This window comes from Streptomyces sp. NPDC004732, from assembly GCF_040609235.1.
Taxonomy (GTDB): Bacteria; Actinomycetota; Actinomycetes; order Streptomycetales; family Streptomycetaceae; genus Streptomyces.
The window spans coordinates 53,618-71,256 of the sequence record NZ_JBEXJR010000019.1 but is presented as its reverse complement, the minus strand read 5'-3'; the positions used below and the strand labels follow the sequence as shown (position 1 = coordinate 71,256).

Genomic DNA, 17,639 nt, shown 5'->3' with positions numbered 1-17,639 from the left:
GTCGCCCCGCGCCGCCCGTCAGGTCGCGGTCGACGAGTCCTGGGCGCGGCCCTCCTGCCATTCCCTGGCGATCCCCCGTATCAGCGGCGGATAGACGAGCACGTGCCGGAACGGGCCGATCGCGGCCATGTAGGCCTTCCCGAAGAAGCCGTTGGGCTTCACCAGGACCGCCATCTGGCCTCGATGGCCACCGGCCCCGTCCTCGACCCAGCTGAGGTGCAGCACTCCGTGCACGGTGCTGTTGGCCATCTCGGCGGCCCACTCGTCCTCCGTCAGGTAGACCGAGGTGAAGGGCAGCCGGTCGAACTCCGGCCCCCGCGGACCGTCGCGCAGATCGGCGGGCAGCCGGTCGCGCAGCGTCGGCACCCGGGAGCCGACGCCGGTCGCCGGGTCGTCCCAGCCGAACAGCTTGCCGAGCTTCCAGCGGATCGCGAACAGCGTGCGGGCCACCCACGACGGGTTGTCCGACGTGTCACGGCGGGAGGTCTGCCGCACCAGCCGCGGGAAGTCGTCGGGGCCACCCGGTGTCGGCAGCGCCCACACGTCGTAGAGGCGGAAGTCCGGCGTGATCTCGTGGATCCGCCAGGGCCGGGACGTGTGCGCGGTGTCGGGGAGTTTCATTGCGGGACCTCCAGCTGTTCAGTGCCGCGTCACGGCGATGGGCTCTCTGTCACGGCCATCGGGTCGAGCCCCAGTACGCCCGCGACGGCGCGGGCGGTGAGCAGTTCGTCCAGCGGAGCCAGGTCGGCCAGCGCGGTGACGGTGCCGTCGAGTGCGCCGACGAAGGCGAGCGCGAGGGTCCTGTCCGGCGGGCCCGGCGCGATCGTGCCGTCGGCGCGGCCCGCGACGATGAGTCGCCGACAGCGCTCGACCAGCTGCTCGTAGCGGCGCTCGATCTCGTGCCCGACGGGGTGGTCCTGGCCGCTGAACTCGATCCTCAGCGCGGTCGCCACCCGTGCCCCGGTGCGTCGGCAGTAGACGGCGTGGCCGCGGGCAAGAGCCAGCAGCGCCGCCACCGGCTCGGTCTCCCGCTCGACGAGGGGGCCCACCTGCCGCGTCCAGGTCTCGCCGATCCAGTCGAGCACGGCCAGGGTCAGCTCCTGCTTGCCCTCGAACTGGTGGTAGAGCGCGCCGCGGGTGTATCCGGCGTCGCGTGCCACCTGTTCGAGCTTGAGATGGCTGTAGCCGTAGCGGGACAGGCCCCTTGCCGCCGATTCGAGCAGGGCGCTTCGGGTGCGCGCACTGCGGTCGGCCTGACTCTCACGGTTACGTACATGCATGTATGTATGTTAGCGCGGCAGAGAAACGCCCGCCACAAGGGGCGGACGTTCTCAGAGGCCGTACACGCGCCGGGCCGTGCCGCCGAAGACCTCGCCGCGCTCGGCGGTGTCCAGGGAGGCCGTAAGGAGCCGTGCCGCGTCGAGCACTTCGGTGTAGGCCGCCGCGAGGGTGCTGACGGGCCAGTCGGAGCCGTACATCAGCCGCCCGGGTCCGAAGGCCTCCAGGACCGTGTCCGCATAGGGCCGCAGGTCGTCCACCGTCCACGTGGCGTGGTCGGCCTCGGTGACCATGCCGGAGAGCTTGCACACGGTGTTGGGGCGGGCGGCGAGCGCGCGGAGCGCCGATGCCCAGGGTTCGAGGGCGCCGCGCACGATGGGCGGCTTGCCCAAGTGGTCGAGTACGAAGGTGAGTTCCGGCAGCTCCGCCGCCGTCTTGGCGCAGGCGGGCAGCTGGTGGGGCAGGACGACGAGGTCGTAGGCGAGGCCCGCGGCGGCGAGGGCGGACAGGCCCCTGCGGACGTTCGGGCGCAGCAGCCACTCGGGGTCCGGCTCGCCCTGCACCTGGTGCCGGATGCCCACCAGGTGCTGTCCGCCGGGCAGCGCACGGAGCGCGGCCAGTGCGTCGGCCACGTCCGGGCGGGTGAGGTCCGTCCACCCGACGACTCCGGCGACGAGGTCGCTCTCCGCCGCGAGGGCCAGGAGCTCCGGGGTCTCCTCGAGGACGGTCACCGTCTGGACGGCGACCGTGGCGCCGACACCTGCCGCGCGGGCCTCGGGCGCGAGGTCGGCGAGGGAGAAGTTCCTGCGGATCGGGGCGAGCGCGTCGCCCGTGATCCAGTCCTGGTCGCGTACGGAGAGGTCCCACACGTGGTGGTGGGCGTCGACGAGGAGCGGCACGTTCCCGGAGGTGCCGGGCCCGGCGGCACCGGTCGTGGCGGCACCGGGCTCGGCGGTCCCGGTCATGGCAGCTCCCACACGACGGGCAGACCGGCCTGCGAGCCCTCGGCGGAGTAGTCGTGGACGACGTCGAGGAGCTCGGCCATGCGAGCCTGCCAGGCGATGTTGACCGGCAGCTTCTCCAGCTCGGCGAGCATCCGGCCGTAGTCCTCGCATTCGAGGAGGTGGAAGAGGTCGGTCCCGCTGCGCCAGATGGTCCAGGACGAGGCGCCCGCGGCCCGGATCGCCGCGGTGAGCTCGGCGGGCACCTCGCGGTGCGCGGCGTCGTACGCGTCGATGCGGTCGGCGCGGACCTTGGTGTGCAGCGCGACTCTCACAGCCGGTCCCTTCCCCGTACGTCCCCCGGTATGTCTCCCCGCACGTCCTCCCGCGCCGGTCCGGGGACCGGCACCTCCGGCGGCAGCAGTCCGGCCTCCCGGGCCTCCTGCCAGAAGTCCGCGGGCACTTCGGCGGCGAACTGGGCGGCCGCGTCGGTGACCTGCTCCGGTGCGTGGATGCCGACCAGCACGCTGGCGACGGCCGGATGGCCGAAGGGGAAGGCCAGTGCGGCGGCCCGGAGCGTGGTGCCGTGCCGCTCGGCGAGCGTCCGCAGGGCACGGGCACGCGTCAGCAGGCCGGACGGCGCCTCGGTGTAGTCGAACCTGGCCCCCGGCTTGGGGTCGGCGAGCAGTCCGGAGTTGAAGACGCCACCGATGACGATCGAGGCGCCCCGCTCGCTCGCCGCGGGCAGCAGTTCGGTGAGGGCCTGGTGGTCGAGGAGCGTGTAGCGCCCGGCGCAGAGCACGGCGTCCACGTCCGTGTCGCGCACGAAGCGGGTGAGCATCTCCGCCTGGTTCATGCCCGCGCCTATCGCGCCGACGACGCCTTCGGAGCGCAGCTTCTCCAGGGCCGGGTAGCCCTCGCGGAAGGCCTCTTCGGCGTGGTGGTCGGGGTCGTGCAGGAAGACGGCGTCGACGCGGTCGACGCCGAGGCGGGTGAGGCTGGACTCGATGGAGCGGCGCACGCCGTCCGCGCTGAAGTCCCAGACCCTGTGGTGGGTGCGCGGCACCGCGAAGCCGCCGTCGGCGAGGTCGTCGCCGGACACCTCGTCGGCCGGTTCGAGGAGCCTGCCGACCTTTGTCGAGATGACGTACGAGGAGCGGTCCCGGCCCCGCAACGCCTCGCCCAGCCTGCGCTCGGACAGGCCGAGGCCGTAGTGCGGGGCGGTGTCGAAGTAGCGGATGCCTGCGTTCCAGGCGTGGTCGAGGGCGGTCGCCGCCGCCGCGTCGGTGATCGGCGAGTAGAGGTTGCCGATGCCGGCGGCGCCGAAGGACAGCTCGGTCACCTCGACGCTGCCGGGGCCGAGGGGGCGCCGTGCCAGGGCGGTCACCGGTTCACCGACCGCAGCCGCAGGCCCTGCATGCCGCCGTCGACGGCAAGCGCGGTGCCGGTGGTGGCGCCGGACAACGGGCTCGCCAAGTAGGCGATGGCGCCCGCGACTTCCTCCGCCGTGACCAGTCGCCCTGTGGGCTGGCGGGCCTCAAGAGCGGTCCGCTCGGCGACGGGGTCGGGGGCGGCGTCCAGGAGCCGGCCGACCCATGGGGTGTCGACGGTGCCGGGGTTGACGCAGTTGACGCGCACCCCTTCGCGCACGTGGTCGGCGGCCATCGCGAGGGTGAGGGAGAGCACCGCGCCCTTCGACGCCGAGTACAGGGCGCGCTGCGGGAGGCCCGCGGTCGCGGCTATGGAGCAGGTGTTGACGATCGCCGCGTCGGTGGAGAGGCGCAGGCGGGGCAGGGCTGCGCGGGTGGTGCGGACGATCCCGAGGACGTTGACGTCCAGGACGGTGTGCCAGTGGGCGTCGTCGTTGTCCTCGACGGTGCCCTGGGCGCCGATGCCCGCGTTGTTGACCAGGACGTCGAGGCCGCCGAGGTCGGCGGCGGCCGCCGCGACGGCGTCCCGTACGGCCGTGTCGTCGGTGACGTCGGCCGCGTACGCGCGCAGGGGCTTGTCCACGCCGCTCGGGTCGAGGTCGAGGACGGCGACCTCGGCGCCGCGGGCGGCGAGGAGCTCGGCGGTGGCCCGGCCGATGCCGGAGGCCCCGCCGGTGACGAGGGCCTTGAGCCCCTGGAAGTCGGTCATGCGGCTGCTCCCTTGTCCCGTGAGATGTGGTCCGGTGCGGGGTCGTCCGCGGCGCGGCCGTCCCGTGCGAGGTCCGCGGCCCAGAACGTGCCGTCCGGATAGCTGAACTCGGCGACGGATTCGGCCCGCATCGCCGCGGAGAAGCCCGGTGCGGTCGGGGCCGTGTAGTGGCCCGCGCGCATCACGACCGGGTCGGTGAAGTGCTCGTGGAGGTGGTCGACGTACTCGATGACGCGGTTCTCCGTGGTGCCCGCGAGGGCCACGTAGTCGAACATCGACAGGTGCTGCACGAGCTCGCACAGTCCGACGCCGCCCGCGTGCGGGCAGACGGGAACGCCGAACTTGGCGGCGAGCAGCAGGATCGCGAGGTTCTCGTTGACGCCGCCTACCCGTGCCGCGTCTATCTGCAGGATGTCGATGGCACCGGCCTGGAGGAGCTGTTTGAAGACGATGCGGTTCTGTACGTGTTCGCCGGTGGCGACCTTGATCGGGGAGACCGCCGTGCGGATCGCGGCGTGGCCGAGGACGTCGTCGGGGCTGGTGGGCTCCTCGACCCAGTAGGGGTCGAACTCGGCGAGCGCGCGCGTCCACTGGACGGCCTCGTCGACGTTCCAGCGCTGGTTGGCGTCGACGGCCATGCGGATGTCCGGGCCGATCGCCTCGCGGGCGGTGCGGCAGCGGCGGATGTCGTCGGCGAGATCCGCGCCGACCTTCAGTTTGATCTGTGTGAAGCCGTCGGCGACGGCCTGCCGGGCGAGGCGGGTGAGCCGCTCGTCGCTGTAGCCGAGCCAGCCGGGCGAGGTGGTGTAGCCGGGGAAGCCGTACTCCAGGAGCCTGGCGGTGCGGTCCGCCGCGCCCGCGCGGCCGGCCCGGAGCAGGCCGAGGGCCTCCTCCGGGCCGAGGGTGTCGGCGATGTAGCGGAAGTCGACCTGCGAGACGAGCCACTCGGGTGTGGCGTCGGCGAGGAGCTGCCACAGGGGCTTGCGGGCGCGCTTGGCCGCGAGGTCCCAGACCGCGTTGACGACCGCGCCGATGGCCATGTGCATCACGCCCTTCTCGGGGCCGAGCCAGCGCAGTTGGCTGTCGCCGACGAGGTCGCGGTTGACGGTGCCGGGGTCGGCACAGAGCTCGTCGACCTGGCGGCCGATGACGTGATGGCGCAGCGACCGGATCGCGGCGACCTGGACGTCGTTGCCGCGGCCGATGGTGAAGGTGAAACCGTGCCCCTCCAGGCCGTCGTCGGCGTCGGTGCGCAGCACCACGTAGGCGGCGGAGTAGTCGGGGTCCGGGTTCATCGCGTCGGACCCGTCCAGCTCCCGCGAGGTGGGGAACCGTATGTCGTGGGTGTCTACCGCGGTGATGCGGGCGGGCGTCGGGGACACAGGAGGCCTTTCCGGAAGGGGGCGGGCAAGCGGCGGACCGATGCGGGTCAGTCCTGTGCGCGGCCCGTGGTGACGCGGGCGATCATCAGGGCGACCAGGATGATTCCGCCGTAGATGGCCTGGATCCAGAAGGACGGCACCTGGGCGAGGGTGAGCAGGTTCTGTACGACGCCGAGGAGCAGGACGCCGGTGAGGGCGCCGAACATGGTGCCCTTGCCGCCGTCGAGGCTGATGCCTCCGATGACCGCGGCGGCGAACACCGTGAAGATCATGTTCTGGCCCTGGTTGGCGTTGATGGCGCCGACGTAGCCGGTCTGCATCAGTCCGCCGACCGCGGCGAGGGCCCCGGCGACGACGAACACGCCGAGCATGACCCGGTCGACGCGGATTCCGGCGGCGCGTGCGGCGTCCGGGTTGCCGCCGATCGCGTACAGGGAACGGCCCACGCGGTGGTACTTGAGGACGAAGCCGGTGAGGCCGAAGGCCGCCGCGGCGAGCCACACCGACATGGGGATGCTCAGGAAGGTGGTGGTGGCGAGGGTGTAGAAGGCGTCGGGCATGCCGAAGAGGGTCTTGCCCTCGGTGGCGCCGACGAGGAGGCCGCGCAGCACGATCAGCATGGCGAGCGTCACGATGAACGCGTTGAGCTTGAGTTTGACGACGAGAGCGCCGTTGAAGGCGCCGATGGCCGCGCCGACCAGCACGATGGCGATGATGCCCACGGCGGCGGGCAGGTCCGTGCCGAAACCGGCCTCGACCGCGGGCAGGACGAGGAGTGCGCCGACGGCGGGCGCGATGCCGACGACCGACTCCAGGGAGAGGTCGAACTTGCCGGTGATGAGGACGAGCGACTCGGCGAGGACGACCATGGCGAGCGCGGCGGACGCGCCGAGGATGGAGATGAGGTTCCGCTCGGTCAGGAACGAGTCGTTGACCAGTGCGCCGAGCAGCATGAGCAGCAACAGGGCGGGGACGAGGGCGAGTTCGCGGGCGCGCCGCAGCAGCACGGTCTTCGCTGCGGCCTTGTCGCGGCCCGGGCGTACGGGGGTCGTGGTCGAGGCCGACGGGGCCTTCAAGTCAGCCATGGTCCATTCCTTCGATGGAAGCGATCAGCTCGTGATCGTGGAAGCCCGCCGCGTGTTCGGCGACGATCCGGCCGTGGAAGAGCACGAGCACGCGGTCGCAGCGGCGCAGGTCGTCCAGTTCGTCGGAGACGACGAGGACGGCGGTGCCGTCCTCACGGGCGTTGTCCATGCGGGCGAGCAGGGATTCCTTGGACTTCACGTCCACGCCCGCGGTCGGGTTGATGAGGACGAGCAGGCGCGGGTCCGAGGCGAGGGCGCGGGCCATGACGACCTTCTGTGCGTTGCCGCCGGAGAGGTCGGAGACGGGCTGGTCGGGGCCCTCGGCGTGGATGTCGAGCCGCTCGATGAGGTCGTCGGCGAAGCGGCGCCGGGTGTCGGTGCCGATGAAGCCGTGGCGGCCGAGCCGGTCCAGGACGCTCATGGTGGCGTTGTCGCCGATGGTCATGCCGAAGACCAGGCCCTGGCCGTGCCGGTCGCGGGGCACGCAGCCGACCCCGGCGCGCAGGGCCGCGGTCACATCGCCGAAGGGCAGGGGGCGGCCGTCCAGGAGGGCGGTTCCCGCGGTCGGGGTGTGCAGTCCGGCGAAGCTCTCCGCGAGGTTGATCTTGCCGCTGCCGCTGGATCCGGCGAGTCCGACGACCTCTCCCTTGCGCACGGTGAGGTCGATGCCGGTGTACGACTCGCTGGTGAGGCCGTGGACGTCGAGCAGCACGGGGGCGTCGGCCGGCACTCCGGCGCGGGCCACGGCCTCCTCGGCGCTGGCCTGTTCGGCGATGACCTCGCCCGCCATGGCCTCCACCAGGGCGCCCTTGGGCAGTTCCGCGACGGGGGCGCTGGTGATCCACCGGGCGTCGCGCAGCACGGTGACGGTCTGGCACACCTCGTACACCTCCTGGAGGTGGTGCGAGATGAACAGGAACGTGACGCCGGACTCCTGGAGGGCGCGCATCCGTGTGAAGAGCCGCTCGATCTCGCGGTTGTCGAGCTGCGCGGTCGGCTCGTCCAGGACGATGAAGCGCGCCCCGAAGCTCAACGCCCTTGCGATCTCCACCATTTGGCGGTCCTCGACCTTGAGGTCGGCGGTGCGCGCGTCGGGGTCGACGCGCACGTCCCAGGTGTCGAGGACCTCCGCAGCCTCGGACCGGAGCCTGCGCCAGCTGATGAAGCCGCCGCGGCCCGACGGCTGGCGGTTGATGAAGAGGTTCTCCGCGACGGTCAACTCGGGGACGACGGTGGGCTTCTGGTAGACGCAGGCCACCTTGCGGCGCCACGCGTCGCGGTCGGTGAGCGGCGGCGCGGGCTCGCCGTCGAAGCGGACGGTGCCCGCGTCGGGGGCCTGGAGTCCGGTGAGGACGGTGACGAGGGTGGACTTGCCCGCGCCGTTGCGGCCGACGAGGGCGTGGGATTCGCCGGGCAGGACGGTCAGCCGTCCGTCCCGCAGCGCGACGGTGGGTCCGTACCGCTTGACGATGCCGGACGCCTCGACGAGCGGGGTCGTGTCGGCCCGGTCGGTGGGGGGCTCGGTCGTCGTCATTTGGCCGTGTTGCCCCACAGCTTGGCGTCGTCGACGTTCCCCTTGGTGACCAGCGGGGCGGGCAGCTGGTCCTCGAGGATGCCGCTGGGCAGCTTGACGATGGTCGAGTCGTGGTCGGTCGGGCCCGGCCGGAACTTCTTCCCGTTCATCGCGGCCTTGATGTAGTACATGCCGTACTTGGCGTAGGCGTCGGCGGGCTGCGAGACGGTGGCGTCGATCTGGCCCTTGCGGATCGCGTCGAACTCCTGCGGGATGCCGTCGTTCGAGATGACGGTGATGTGGCCCTTCTCCCCCGCCTTCTTCAGCATCCCCTTGGACTTGAGGGTCTGCACGGTGGGCGCGAGGTACACGCCACCGGCCTGCATGTATATCCCCTTGATGTCCGGGTTGGAGTTCAGCAGGGTGTCCAGCTTGGCGGCGGCCGTGTCGGACTCCCACTTGGCGGGGATCTCCAGGACCTTCAGCTTCGGGTACTTCTTCTTCACGCAGTCGCGGAAGGCCTTGGAGCGCTCGCGCCCGTTGACGGAGGCCAGATCGCCCATGATCTGCACGACCTTGCCGGTCTTGACCTGGTCGCCGAGGTAGTCGCAGGCCTTCTCGCCGTACGCGACGTTGTTGGCCCTGACCACCATCGCGACCTTGCCCTTCTCGGGGGCGACGTCGACGGCGACCACGGGCACGCCCTTGCGCTCGGCCTGGTCGAGGCCCGCGGAGATCGCGGCGCTGTCGAGCGGCGCGACGACGAGGCCCTTCACGCCCTGGTTGAGCTGGTTGTTGATGTCGGTGATCTGCTGCGAAGGGTCACTGTTGGAGTTGACGGTCTTCATCGCGTCGACGTCCTCGGACTTCGCCATCTTCGGCACGTAGTCGTTGTACGACTGCCAGAACGGCGAGGTCAGCAGGGGCAGGACCACGCCGACCTTGCCCTCTCCGCCGCCTCCGGCGCCGGGCGACGCGGTGTCCTTCGTACTACCGCACGCGGCGAGCACGAGGGACGCGCAGGCGGCCGCGGCCGCGGCACGCACCGCCCGCGAAGTCCCCGTCCTGCCGGGCCTGTTGCGCACTGTCCTGCCGACCATCTGACGGCTCCTCATCGAAGGGGGGAACGAGGGGGGAAACCTGATGACGCGAATATTTATCAGACCACTTGCCGCCCACAACACCCCTCGTCGTCAACTTTTCGCGCTTTCAGGCCGTAGTGGTCGGACCACATCTCTGGCTAGACTGCGGCGCACTCGGCCAGTGGAGGAGCGTTACGTGGACCAGCCAGACCAGTCCGCCCCGCAGAAGGGCACCGTGACGCAGCGGGCCATCGAGCAGATCAAGGCGATGATCGGCGGGGGCAGCCTCGAACCGGGCCAACGCCTGCCCACCGAGCGGGACCTGGCGGCCCAGCTGGGCATCTCGCGCAGTTCCATGCGGGAGGCGATCCGCGCGCTGACGGTCCTCGGGGTCCTCGAAGCCCGCCACGGCTCCGGCATCTACGTCACCCAGCTGGAGGCGGGCGACCTCCTGGAGACCTTCGGAGTGGTGGCGGACCTGTCCCGCGGGCCGCGCCTCGTCGAGCTCCTCGAAGTGCGCAGGGTCCTGGAGTCGACGGCGACCGCCCTGGCGGCCGCACGCATCACCGACACGCAACTGGCCGACGTGGAAAAGCACTTGGAGGCGATGAACGCCACCGACGATCCGGAGGAGATCCTCTCCCACGATCTGGCGTTCCACCGCGCTATCGCCTTCGCGGCGGGCAACGACACGATGGCCGCGATACTGGAGGGCCTCTCGTCCCGCACGTTCCGCGCCCGGGTGTGGCGCGGCTACCAAGAAGAGGGCGCCTTCGAACGCACCCGCCGCGAACACGCCCGCATCCACCGCGCCCTCGTGGCACGGGACCCGGAGGCCGCGCGCGCCGCGGCGGCGGCGCACGTGGGCGAGGTGGAGGAGTGGCTGCGGGGGCAAGTGGCCGAGGGGACGGAAAACCAGCGGCGCGATCAGGACGGCCCTGACACCATCCCGGGGTGATCACTGACCCGCACAGCACCCAGCACAGCACCCGGCACACCGAGCGCACCCACGACCGCACCGGCGGCCCCGCCGACGCGGCCGTCCGCAACAACGCCGCCTGGTGCGACGCCGTCTGCCGCTCCCACGGCGTGCCCGGCGCCGTCGAAGGCGGCGTCTGGGCCAGCCCTCGGCGCACTCCCCCGCTGTATCCCGACGCGGTGACGCTCTCCCCCGACGCGACGCCCGACGACGTGGTGTCCCGTATCGACCTCACCTCACCCGGCGCCTCCGTCAAGGACAGCTTCGGTGTGCTCGACCTTTCCGCAGCCGGGTTCGAGGTGCTGTTCGAGGCGCAGTGGATCCACCGTCCCGCGACGGACGGCGGGCGGGCGCCGGGCGTCTGGGAGCCCGTCGAGGGCGGCGAGCGGCTGGCCGCCTGGGAGGCCGCGTGGAGCGGGGACGGTACGAGCGAGGGGTTGTTCCGGGCCGCCCTGCTCGACGACGGCGCGGTCTTCCTCGCGGACACGGCCGACGGGGCGATCAGCGCGGGTGCCGTCGCCTACCCCGGCGCCTCCGTCATCGGCGTCTCCAACCTCTTCGCCGCAGACGACGACCTGGACGGCGCGTGGCGCTCCTGCCTGGACGCCACCGACCGGCTCTGGCCGGGGGTGCCGGTCGTCGGGTACGAGCACGGCGACGACCTGGCGGCCGCCCTCCGCCAGGGGTTCGAGCCCGTCGGCCCGCTGCGCGTGTGGCTGCGGGCCGACGGGTGAGGGGGGCGGTGCGGGGCCTCAGCTCCGCGTGAACCTCAGCGTCACCAGTTCGAACGGCCGCAGCGTCACCGACACCGCGTCGTCCGCGAGCTCCGGTGCCGTCACCCCGTCGAGCGGGCGCTCCAGCAGGTCGGTCACCGCGACCGAGCCCGCGGCGAACCCCGTGGTGAGCGTGGCCTTCGCCCGTCCGCCCCGCGACTCGTGGAAGCGGACGACGACATCGCCGCTGCCGTCGTCGGCGAGCTTGACGGCCGTGACGACGACGGCGTCCTCGTCGACCGTCACCAGCGGCGCCACGTCGGAGCCCCCGGTGATCCTGCGCTCGGGCAGGTTGATGCGGTAGCCCTCGCGCACCGCATCGCCGATCGCCGCGCCCGGCACCAAGGCGTGCCGGAAGCGGTGCACGCCCTGGTCCGTCTCGGGGTCGGGGAAGCGCGGGGCGCGCAGCAGCGAGACGCGGACCGTCGTGGTCGTGCCGGAGTCCTCGGTACGGACCGTGCGGGTCACGTCGTGGCCGTACGTCGAGTCGTTGACCAGCGCGACGCCCCAGCCCGGCTCCTCGATGTGCACGAAGCGGTGGTTGCACGCCTCGAACTTGGCGGCCTCCCAGCTCGTGTTGGTGTGCGTGGCACGGTAGAAGTGACCGAACTGGGTCTCCGAGGCGTACCGCTCCGCGTGGATGTCCAGCGGGAAGGCGAGCTTCAGGAACTTCTCCGTCTCGTGCCAGTCGACCTCGGTGTCGATGTCGAGGCGCTGGGCACCGGGCGCGAGCGTGAGCACCTGGGTGAGGCGCGAGTCGCCGAAGGTGCGCACGACACGGACCGACGCGCCGTCGACCGCCTCCACCCGGTCCGCCTCGACCAGGTCGGTGACAGTGTTGCGGTAGAACTCGTCGACGTCCCACGCGTCCCACATGTTCGGGAAGTCGGCGTGCACCTGGGGCAGGTTGGCCACCCCTCCGGGCGCGACGGTCTCCCGGCCCGCCACCAGGTCGTACGCGGAGACGACCAGGCCGCGCCCGTCGATCTCCACCCGCAGCAGACCGTTGTCGAGGACGTAGCCGCCGTCCGCGCGCGTGGCGATCGCCGAGGCGCCGTCGACCGCCGCGGCGCGGGCACCGCCCGCGGGCACGCCGTCACGGGTGTGCGGCGTGGAGTTGAAGACCAGTGCGCCGGACCCCTCACCCGCGAGGGCGCGCTGCGCCTTGTCGATGATGCCGTTCAGTTCCTGGGCGACGGCCGCATAGGTCGCACGGGCCTCGCGGTGCACCCAGGCGATGGACGAGCCGGGCAGGATGTCGTGGAACTGGTGGAGCAGCACCGTCTTCCAGACGCGGTCCAACTGCTCGTAGGGGTAGGCGAAATCGGGCGCGCGGACGGCGGCCGTGGCCGCCCACAGCTCCGCCTCGCGCAGCAGGTGCTCGCTGCGTCGGTTGCCCTGCTTGGTGCCCGCCTGGCTGGTGAGCGTGGCGCGGTGCAGCTCCAGGTAGAGCTCGCCGACCCAGACGGGGGCGTTGGGGTACTCGGCCTCCGCCTTCTCGAAGAAGGCGGCCGGGGTCTCCCACTGGACGGTCGCCGAACCCTCCAGGTCACGGAGTCGACCCGCCTTGGCGATCATCTCGCGGGTGGTGCCGCCGCCGCCGTCACCCCAGCCGGTGGGCGCGAGGGAGTGCCGGGCGACGCCCTTGTCCTTGAAGTTCTTCGCCGCGTGGGCGATCTCGCTGCCCTTCATCGAGCAGTTGTACGTGTCGACGGGCGGGAAGTGCGTGAAGATGCGGGTGCCGTCGATGCCTTCCCAGTTGAAGGTGTGGTGCGGGAAGCGGTTGGTCTGCGACCACGAGATCTTCTGCGTGAGCAGCCACTTGGACCCGGCCGCCTTGATGATCTGCGGAAGCCCGGCGGCGAAGCCGAAGGTGTCGGGCAGCCAGGCCTCGTCGTTCTCGACGCCGAACTCGTCGAGGAAGAACCGCTTGCCGTGCACGAACTGCCGGGCCATCGCCTCGGAGCCCGGCATGTTGGTGTCCGACTCGACCCACATGCCGCCCGCGGGCACGAACCGCCCGTCGGCGACCGCCTTCTTCACCTTCGCCCACACCTCCGGGCGGTGCTCCTTGATCCACGCCCACTGCTGCGCCTGCGACATGGCGAAGACGAAGTCCGGCTCGTCCTCGATGAGCGCGGTCATGTTCGACGTCGTGCGCGCCACCTTGCGCACCGTCTCGCGCAGTGGCCACAGCCACGCCGAGTCGATGTGGGCGTGCCCGACGGCGCTGATGCGGTGCGCCGAGGGCTCGGCGGGGGTGGTGAGCACCCCTTCGAGCTGCGCCCGTGCCGCGGCGGCCGAGCCGTTCACGTCCTGGAGGTCGACGGCGTCGAGGGCGCGGCCGACCGCGCGCACGATGTCGTAGCGCCGCCCGGAGTCCTGGGGCAGTTCCTGCATCAGTTCGCCGAGGACTTCGAGGTCGATGACGAGCTGCCACACCGTCTCGTCGAAGACGGCGAGGTCCATGCGCTCCAGCTTGTACTGGGGCTCGCTGCCCGCGGTCTCCTTGTCGCCGAGCTGCGTGGGCAGGAAGGGGTGGTAGTCGAGGATGACGGGGTTGGACGCGGCCTCGACGTGCAGCCGCACCTCCTCGCCGCCCTCGGCGGGGGCCGCGACGCGCACCCACTGGTTGCGCGGGTTGAGGCCCTTCACGGGGGTGCCGTCGGGGCGGTAGACGAGGCCCTCGCACTGGAAGCCCGGCATGTTCTCGTCGAAGCCGAGGTCGAGGATGGCCTCGACGGTCTTTCCCGCCCACTCCTTCGGCACGGTCCCGGTCACCCGGAACCAGCTGGTCCCCCAGGGCGCCCCCCACTTCTCACCGGCCGCGGTCGGCGTCGGCTCCGCGGCGAGCCCTTCGGCCACCGGGACCGGCTCGCCCGGCGCGTTCCACACGGCGACGTCGAGCGGCACGGAGACGGGGTAGACGGCGGGCCTGATGCGCTCGTCCAGAACGCGCTTGAGTCGGGCTTCGACGAGGGTGCGGTCGTCATGCATGAGGGGTCTCCCGGTGGTTCTTTGGTGCGAGTGGGTGGGGGGCGGGTGGGCGGTGGGCTTTCCCCGATCCCGCCCCTTCCCGAACTGGGGCTCCGCCCCAGACCCCGCTCCTCAAACGCCGGAGGGGCTGAAAGATAAAGACTCAGCCCGTCCGGCGTTTGAGGACGAGCCCGAAGGGCGATTTGGGGGTCCAGGGGGCGGAGCCCCCTGGTATCGGGAAGGGGCGGGGTCGGGGAAGGAGGAGCGTTCTGGCCTAGCGGACCTCCCCCGGTGTCACGACCTCCGTGATGCCCCGCGCAGCGAGGTGCCCGGAGTCCGCCGCCCGTCCGGCGAGGACCACCGTGGGGCGTACTCCGTCCGCCACGAGCCGTGCGTACGCCTCGAAGACCGCCCCTCCGGGAGCGCACTCCGAGCGCCGGGAAGGGTCGTCGTCCACGACGAGCGCGGTCGTCCGGGGCGCGGGCGCGTACGTGCGGTCGCGCCACGACTCCGCGATCCGGGCGATCGCGGCCCCCGCGGGCTTGACCTTGCCGTCATTGGTCAGCAGGCCGAGGCTGTACTCCAGCTCGGGGAAGTCGGCGAGGTCGCGAGAGACGTCGTGCGAGCACCACCACGTCACGCCCCACACGTCCTGGCAGTCGAGCGCCGACTCCACGGTGTCCTCGGTGAAGGCCGCGGCGTGCTCGGCGGGGATCAGCGGCGCGGGCGCGCCGACCTCCTGCAGCCAGACGGGGCGGTGCGGGTCGACGGCCCAGGCCTTGGACAGCTCGATCATGTACGCGGCGTGCGTACGGGTCGCCACCCCCGTGCGGCCGTGGCGCTGGGCCGTGCCGTTGAACACCCAGGAGTGCACGGCGGTCACCGCGCCCAGCCGGGCGGCCTGCGCCGGGGTGAAGGGCTGGTCGTCCTGGTACCAGGCGGCGTCGTACTCGGCGTGCAGGTGCAGCTTGCCGGGCGCGCCCTCCTCGCAGGCGGCGAGGACGGTGCGCAACCAGCTCTCCGCCTGCTCCTGGGTGATGCGGTCGGGGTCGGGGTGCGGGCCCGCCGAGAACTGGTTGATCTCGTTGCCGATGGTCATGCCGATGAAGTTCGGCCGGTCGGCGAGGGCGGCGGCGAGGGTGCGCAAGTAGTCGGCCTGCCCGGACACCACGTCGGGGTCGGTGAAGATGTTCCGCCGGTGCCAGGTCTGCGTCCACGCGGGCAGGAAGTCGAAGCTGGAGAGGTGTCCCTGGAGGCCGTCGACGTTGACGTCGAGTCCGCGTTCGGCGGCGGCGTCGGCGAGCTGGACCAGCTGGTCGACGGCGCGCGGGCGGATCAGGGTGCGGTTCGGCTGGAAGTACGGCCAGATCGGGAAGACCCGGATGTGGTCGAGGCCGAGCGAGGCGATGGCGTCGAGGTCGGCGCGTACGGCGTCGAGGTCGAAGTCGAGCCAGTGGTGGAACCACCCCTGACCGGGCGTGTAGTTGGCGCCGAAGCGCGGCCGGGCCGAGGGCGGCCGGGAGGGGGTTGCGGAAGGCGATGCGGAAGGCAATGCGGATCCTGGTTCTGGAGAGTTCGGGGTGGTGCCGCTCAGCCCTTGACCGCGCCCTCGCCCACACCGCGGAAGAAGTACCGCTGCAGGCAGGCGAAGAGGATGATCAGCGGGAGCACGGCGATGACGGTGCCGGCGGCGACGAGGCGCTCGTCGTTGGCGAAGGTGCCGTGCAGGTAGTTCAGGCCGATGGTGAGCGTGAAGCGGTCCGGGTCGCTCAGCACGATCAGCGGCCACAGGAAGTCGTCCCAGGCCCCCATGAAGGCGAAGATCGCGACGACCGCGAGGGTGCCCTTGACGGCGGGCAGCGCGATGCGCAGGAACCGCTGCCAGACGTTGGCGCCGTCCACGAACGCGGCTTCCTCGATCTCGTAGGGCACGTTGAGGAAGGCGTTGCGCATCAGCAGGACGTTGAGCGCGGAGACGCAGCCGGGCAGCAGCACACCGATGAGGGTGTTGTTCAGACCGAGCTCACGCATGGTGGTGAACTGGGCGATGATGATGCCCTCGACGGGCACCAGCATGGCCAGGACGAAGGCGATCGTGGCCGCCCTGCGGCCGCGGTAGCGCAGGCGCGCCAGGGCGTATCCGGCGAGCGCGGCGCCCACGCAGTTGGTCACCACGTTGGCGGCGGCCACCTTGAGCGAGTTGAGCGCGTAGTCCCAGACGGGGATGGTGTCCGAGACGCGCTCGAAGTTGTGCAGGGTCGGGTCGTCGGGCAGGAACTTCGGCGGCGAGCTGAAGATGTTCTCGTGCGGGCCCTTGAGCGCGGTGGACAGCTGCCAGAGGAACGGGCCGATCATGAGCGCGAGGACCGCGATCAGGAGCACGTAGCGCAGGACGATCTCCCATACGGGCATCCTGCGGCCGTTCTCGTCGGTGATCCGCCTGCGACGCGGCTTGCGGGCCTTGTCGGTGCGTGTCTCGTGGCGCGCACCGCCGTCGATGGTGGTCACGCGTCCTCCTTCCGGTCCGCCCGCAGGACGAGCAGCATGAGCGCGACGGTGACGACGAAGACGACGACGGAGATGGCCGAGGCGTAGCCCACGCGCCCGGTCAGTCCGGTGCCGACGCGCTGGACGAGCATCACGAGCGTGGTGTCCTCGCCCGCGGGGCCGCCGGTGGGCCCCGCCATCAGATAGACCTCGGAGAACACCTTGAACGCGGCGACCGAGGAGAGGGCGGCGACGAGCACCATGGTGGAGCGCACGGCGGGGACGGTGACGCTGAAGAAGCGGCGCACGGCCCCCGCCCCGTCGACGGAAGCGGCCTCGTGGAGCTCGCGGGGCACGTTGGCGAGCGCCGCGAGGTAAATGATCATGTAGTAGCCGAGGCCCTTCCAGACCGTGACCGCCATGGCGCTCAGCAGGAGGAGCCACTGGTCGCTGAGGAATCCGGCCTTGCCGACCCCCACCGCCTCCAACAGGGCGTTGACCAGGCCCCGTTCGTCGAGCATCCACACCCAGATCAGGCCGACCACGACGATGGACGCGACCACCGGCGTGTAGAAGGCGGAGCGGAAGAACGTGATGCCGGGAATGTGCTTCTGGACCAGCAGGGCGAGCAGCAGCGGCAGGATGACGAGCGCGGGCACGACCCCGAGGACGTACAGCGTGCTGTTGCGCAGGCCGATCCAGAACATCTCGTCGTGCCACAGCTCCTGGAAGTTGGCGAAGCCGACGTAGTCGCCCTCGATGAGGGTCCGTTTGTCGGTGAACGCGTTGTTCAGCGTGCTGAGGAACGGATAGAGGATGAACACGCCGACGATCACAAGGCCAGGCGCCGCGAACAGCCAGGGGCTGCTGGGCAGTTGGCGCCGGATGCCGCGGCGGGGGCCGCGCCCGTCGGGGCGCGGCTCCTTGCGTACGGCGTCTGCGGTCGCGATGTCGGTGGGGGCGGCCTGGGAGGCGGTGGAGCTCTTCATGGCGGTACCGGTTCC

At 71.4% G+C, this 17,639-nt stretch carries 16 protein-coding genes; 2 read left to right on the top strand and 14 right to left on the bottom strand.

Going from position 1 to position 17,639, the window contains the following annotated elements; genetic code table 11:
- Nucleotides 1-18 precede the first annotated feature (18 nt).
- Genes ABZV77_RS38420 through ABZV77_RS38375 form a run of 10 tightly spaced genes read right to left on the bottom strand, consistent with a single transcriptional unit; the run spans nt 19 to nt 9,438 of the window.
- Nucleotides 19-621 (bottom strand): DUF2867 domain-containing protein, encoded by a 603-nt coding sequence (locus ABZV77_RS38420; RefSeq protein ID WP_356267298.1) that lies wholly within the window; start codon nt 619-621, stop codon nt 19-21.
- Between the two features lie 29 nt (nt 622-650).
- Complete coding sequence (locus ABZV77_RS38415) at nt 651-1,280, bottom strand: TetR/AcrR family transcriptional regulator (RefSeq protein ID WP_356267296.1); 630 nt, start codon at nt 1,278-1,280, stop codon at nt 651-653.
- Between the two features lie 51 nt (nt 1,281-1,331).
- Nucleotides 1,332-2,243 carry an amidohydrolase family protein gene (locus ABZV77_RS38410; protein ID WP_356267294.1) on the bottom strand — a complete coding sequence of 304 codons (912 nt, stop codon included), beginning with the start codon at nt 2,241-2,243 and terminating at the stop codon, nt 1,332-1,334.
- Nucleotides 2,240-2,554, bottom strand: a complete 315-nt coding sequence (locus ABZV77_RS38405) for an L-rhamnose mutarotase (protein ID WP_356267292.1) — start codon at nt 2,552-2,554, stop codon at nt 2,240-2,242. The genes ABZV77_RS38410 and ABZV77_RS38405 overlap by 4 nt, the downstream gene beginning before the upstream one ends.
- Complete coding sequence (locus tag ABZV77_RS38400) at nt 2,551-3,606, bottom strand: aldo/keto reductase (protein ID WP_356267291.1); 1,056 nt, start codon at nt 3,604-3,606, stop codon at nt 2,551-2,553. The genes ABZV77_RS38405 and ABZV77_RS38400 overlap by 4 nt, the downstream gene beginning before the upstream one ends.
- Nucleotides 3,603-4,358, bottom strand: a complete 756-nt coding sequence (locus tag ABZV77_RS38395) for an SDR family oxidoreductase (protein WP_356267289.1) — start codon at nt 4,356-4,358, stop codon at nt 3,603-3,605. Before ABZV77_RS38395 ends, ABZV77_RS38400 begins: the two co-directional genes overlap by 4 nt.
- Nucleotides 4,355-5,740, bottom strand: a complete 1,386-nt coding sequence (locus ABZV77_RS38390; protein ID WP_356267288.1) for an L-fuconate dehydratase — start codon at nt 5,738-5,740, stop codon at nt 4,355-4,357. The genes ABZV77_RS38395 and ABZV77_RS38390 overlap by 4 nt, the downstream gene beginning before the upstream one ends.
- 47 nt (nt 5,741-5,787) lie before the next feature.
- A complete protein-coding gene (locus tag ABZV77_RS38385; RefSeq protein WP_356267286.1) occupies nt 5,788-6,825 on the bottom strand; it encodes an ABC transporter permease in 1,038 nt (345 codons plus the stop codon).
- Nucleotides 6,818-8,359, bottom strand: coding sequence for a sugar ABC transporter ATP-binding protein (locus ABZV77_RS38380; protein ID WP_356267284.1), 1,542 nt, complete (start codon nt 8,357-8,359; stop codon nt 6,818-6,820). Before ABZV77_RS38380 ends, ABZV77_RS38385 begins: the two co-directional genes overlap by 8 nt.
- Complete coding sequence (locus ABZV77_RS38375; protein WP_356267282.1) at nt 8,356-9,438, bottom strand: sugar ABC transporter substrate-binding protein; 1,083 nt, start codon at nt 9,436-9,438, stop codon at nt 8,356-8,358. Before ABZV77_RS38375 ends, ABZV77_RS38380 begins: the two co-directional genes overlap by 4 nt.
- A 178-nt stretch (nt 9,439-9,616) precedes the next feature.
- On the opposite strand from ABZV77_RS38375, the gene ABZV77_RS38370 reads away from it, so the two are divergent.
- Complete coding sequence (locus ABZV77_RS38370; protein WP_356267280.1) at nt 9,617-10,378, top strand: FadR/GntR family transcriptional regulator; 762 nt, start codon at nt 9,617-9,619, stop codon at nt 10,376-10,378.
- 131 nt (nt 10,379-10,509) lie between these two features.
- A complete protein-coding gene (locus ABZV77_RS38365; protein ID WP_356267398.1) occupies nt 10,510-11,133 on the top strand; it encodes a hypothetical protein in 624 nt (207 codons plus the stop codon).
- A gap of 18 nt (nt 11,134-11,151) precedes the next feature.
- Here the strand turns inward: ABZV77_RS38365 and ABZV77_RS38360 are convergent, their stop codons facing one another.
- The 4 genes from ABZV77_RS38360 to ABZV77_RS38345 all read right to left on the bottom strand — a co-directional run bounded on the left by ABZV77_RS38360 (nt 11,152) and on the right by ABZV77_RS38345 (nt 17,624).
- Nucleotides 11,152-14,169, bottom strand: coding sequence for a glycoside hydrolase family 38 C-terminal domain-containing protein (locus tag ABZV77_RS38360; protein ID WP_356267278.1), 3,018 nt, complete (start codon nt 14,167-14,169; stop codon nt 11,152-11,154).
- 253 nt (nt 14,170-14,422) lie between these two features.
- Nucleotides 14,423-15,700: a glycosyl hydrolase gene (locus ABZV77_RS38355; RefSeq protein ID WP_356267276.1), complete on the bottom strand. Its 1,278-nt coding sequence runs from the start codon at nt 15,698-15,700 to the stop codon at nt 14,423-14,425.
- A gap of 38 nt (nt 15,701-15,738) precedes the next feature.
- Nucleotides 15,739-16,560: a carbohydrate ABC transporter permease gene (locus tag ABZV77_RS38350; protein ID WP_356267396.1), complete on the bottom strand. Its 822-nt coding sequence runs from the start codon at nt 16,558-16,560 to the stop codon at nt 15,739-15,741.
- A 92-nt stretch (nt 16,561-16,652) separates the two neighbouring features.
- Complete coding sequence (locus tag ABZV77_RS38345; protein WP_356267274.1) at nt 16,653-17,624, bottom strand: sugar ABC transporter permease; 972 nt, start codon at nt 17,622-17,624, stop codon at nt 16,653-16,655.
- Nucleotides 17,625-17,639 lie beyond the last annotated feature (15 nt).

What these genes read in the sequence shown, in the direction of transcription:
- ABZV77_RS38420 (WP_356267298.1), bottom strand. Translation starts at nt 621, where the DNA reads ATGAAACTCCCCGACACCGCGCACACGTCCCGGCCCTGGCGGATCCAC.
- ABZV77_RS38415 (WP_356267296.1), bottom strand. Translation starts at nt 1,280, where the DNA reads ATGCATGTACGTAACCGTGAGAGTCAGGCCGACCGCAGTGCGCGCACC.
- ABZV77_RS38410 (WP_356267294.1), bottom strand. Translation starts at nt 2,243, where the DNA reads ATGACCGGGACCGCCGAGCCCGGTGCCGCCACGACCGGTGCCGCCGGG.
- ABZV77_RS38395 (WP_356267289.1), bottom strand. Translation starts at nt 4,358, where the DNA reads ATGACCGACTTCCAGGGGCTCAAGGCCCTCGTCACCGGCGGGGCCTCC.
- ABZV77_RS38385 (WP_356267286.1), bottom strand. Translation starts at nt 6,825, where the DNA reads ATGGCTGACTTGAAGGCCCCGTCGGCCTCGACCACGACCCCCGTACGC.
- ABZV77_RS38380 (WP_356267284.1), bottom strand. Translation starts at nt 8,359, where the DNA reads ATGACGACGACCGAGCCCCCCACCGACCGGGCCGACACGACCCCGCTC.
- ABZV77_RS38375 (WP_356267282.1), bottom strand. Translation starts at nt 9,438, where the DNA reads ATGGTCGGCAGGACAGTGCGCAACAGGCCCGGCAGGACGGGGACTTCG.
- ABZV77_RS38360 (WP_356267278.1), bottom strand. Translation starts at nt 14,169, where the DNA reads ATGCATGACGACCGCACCCTCGTCGAAGCCCGACTCAAGCGCGTTCTG.
- ABZV77_RS38350 (WP_356267396.1), bottom strand. Translation starts at nt 16,560, where the DNA reads ATGCCCGTATGGGAGATCGTCCTGCGCTACGTGCTCCTGATCGCGGTC.
- ABZV77_RS38345 (WP_356267274.1), bottom strand. Translation starts at nt 17,624, where the DNA reads ATGAAGAGCTCCACCGCCTCCCAGGCCGCCCCCACCGACATCGCGACC.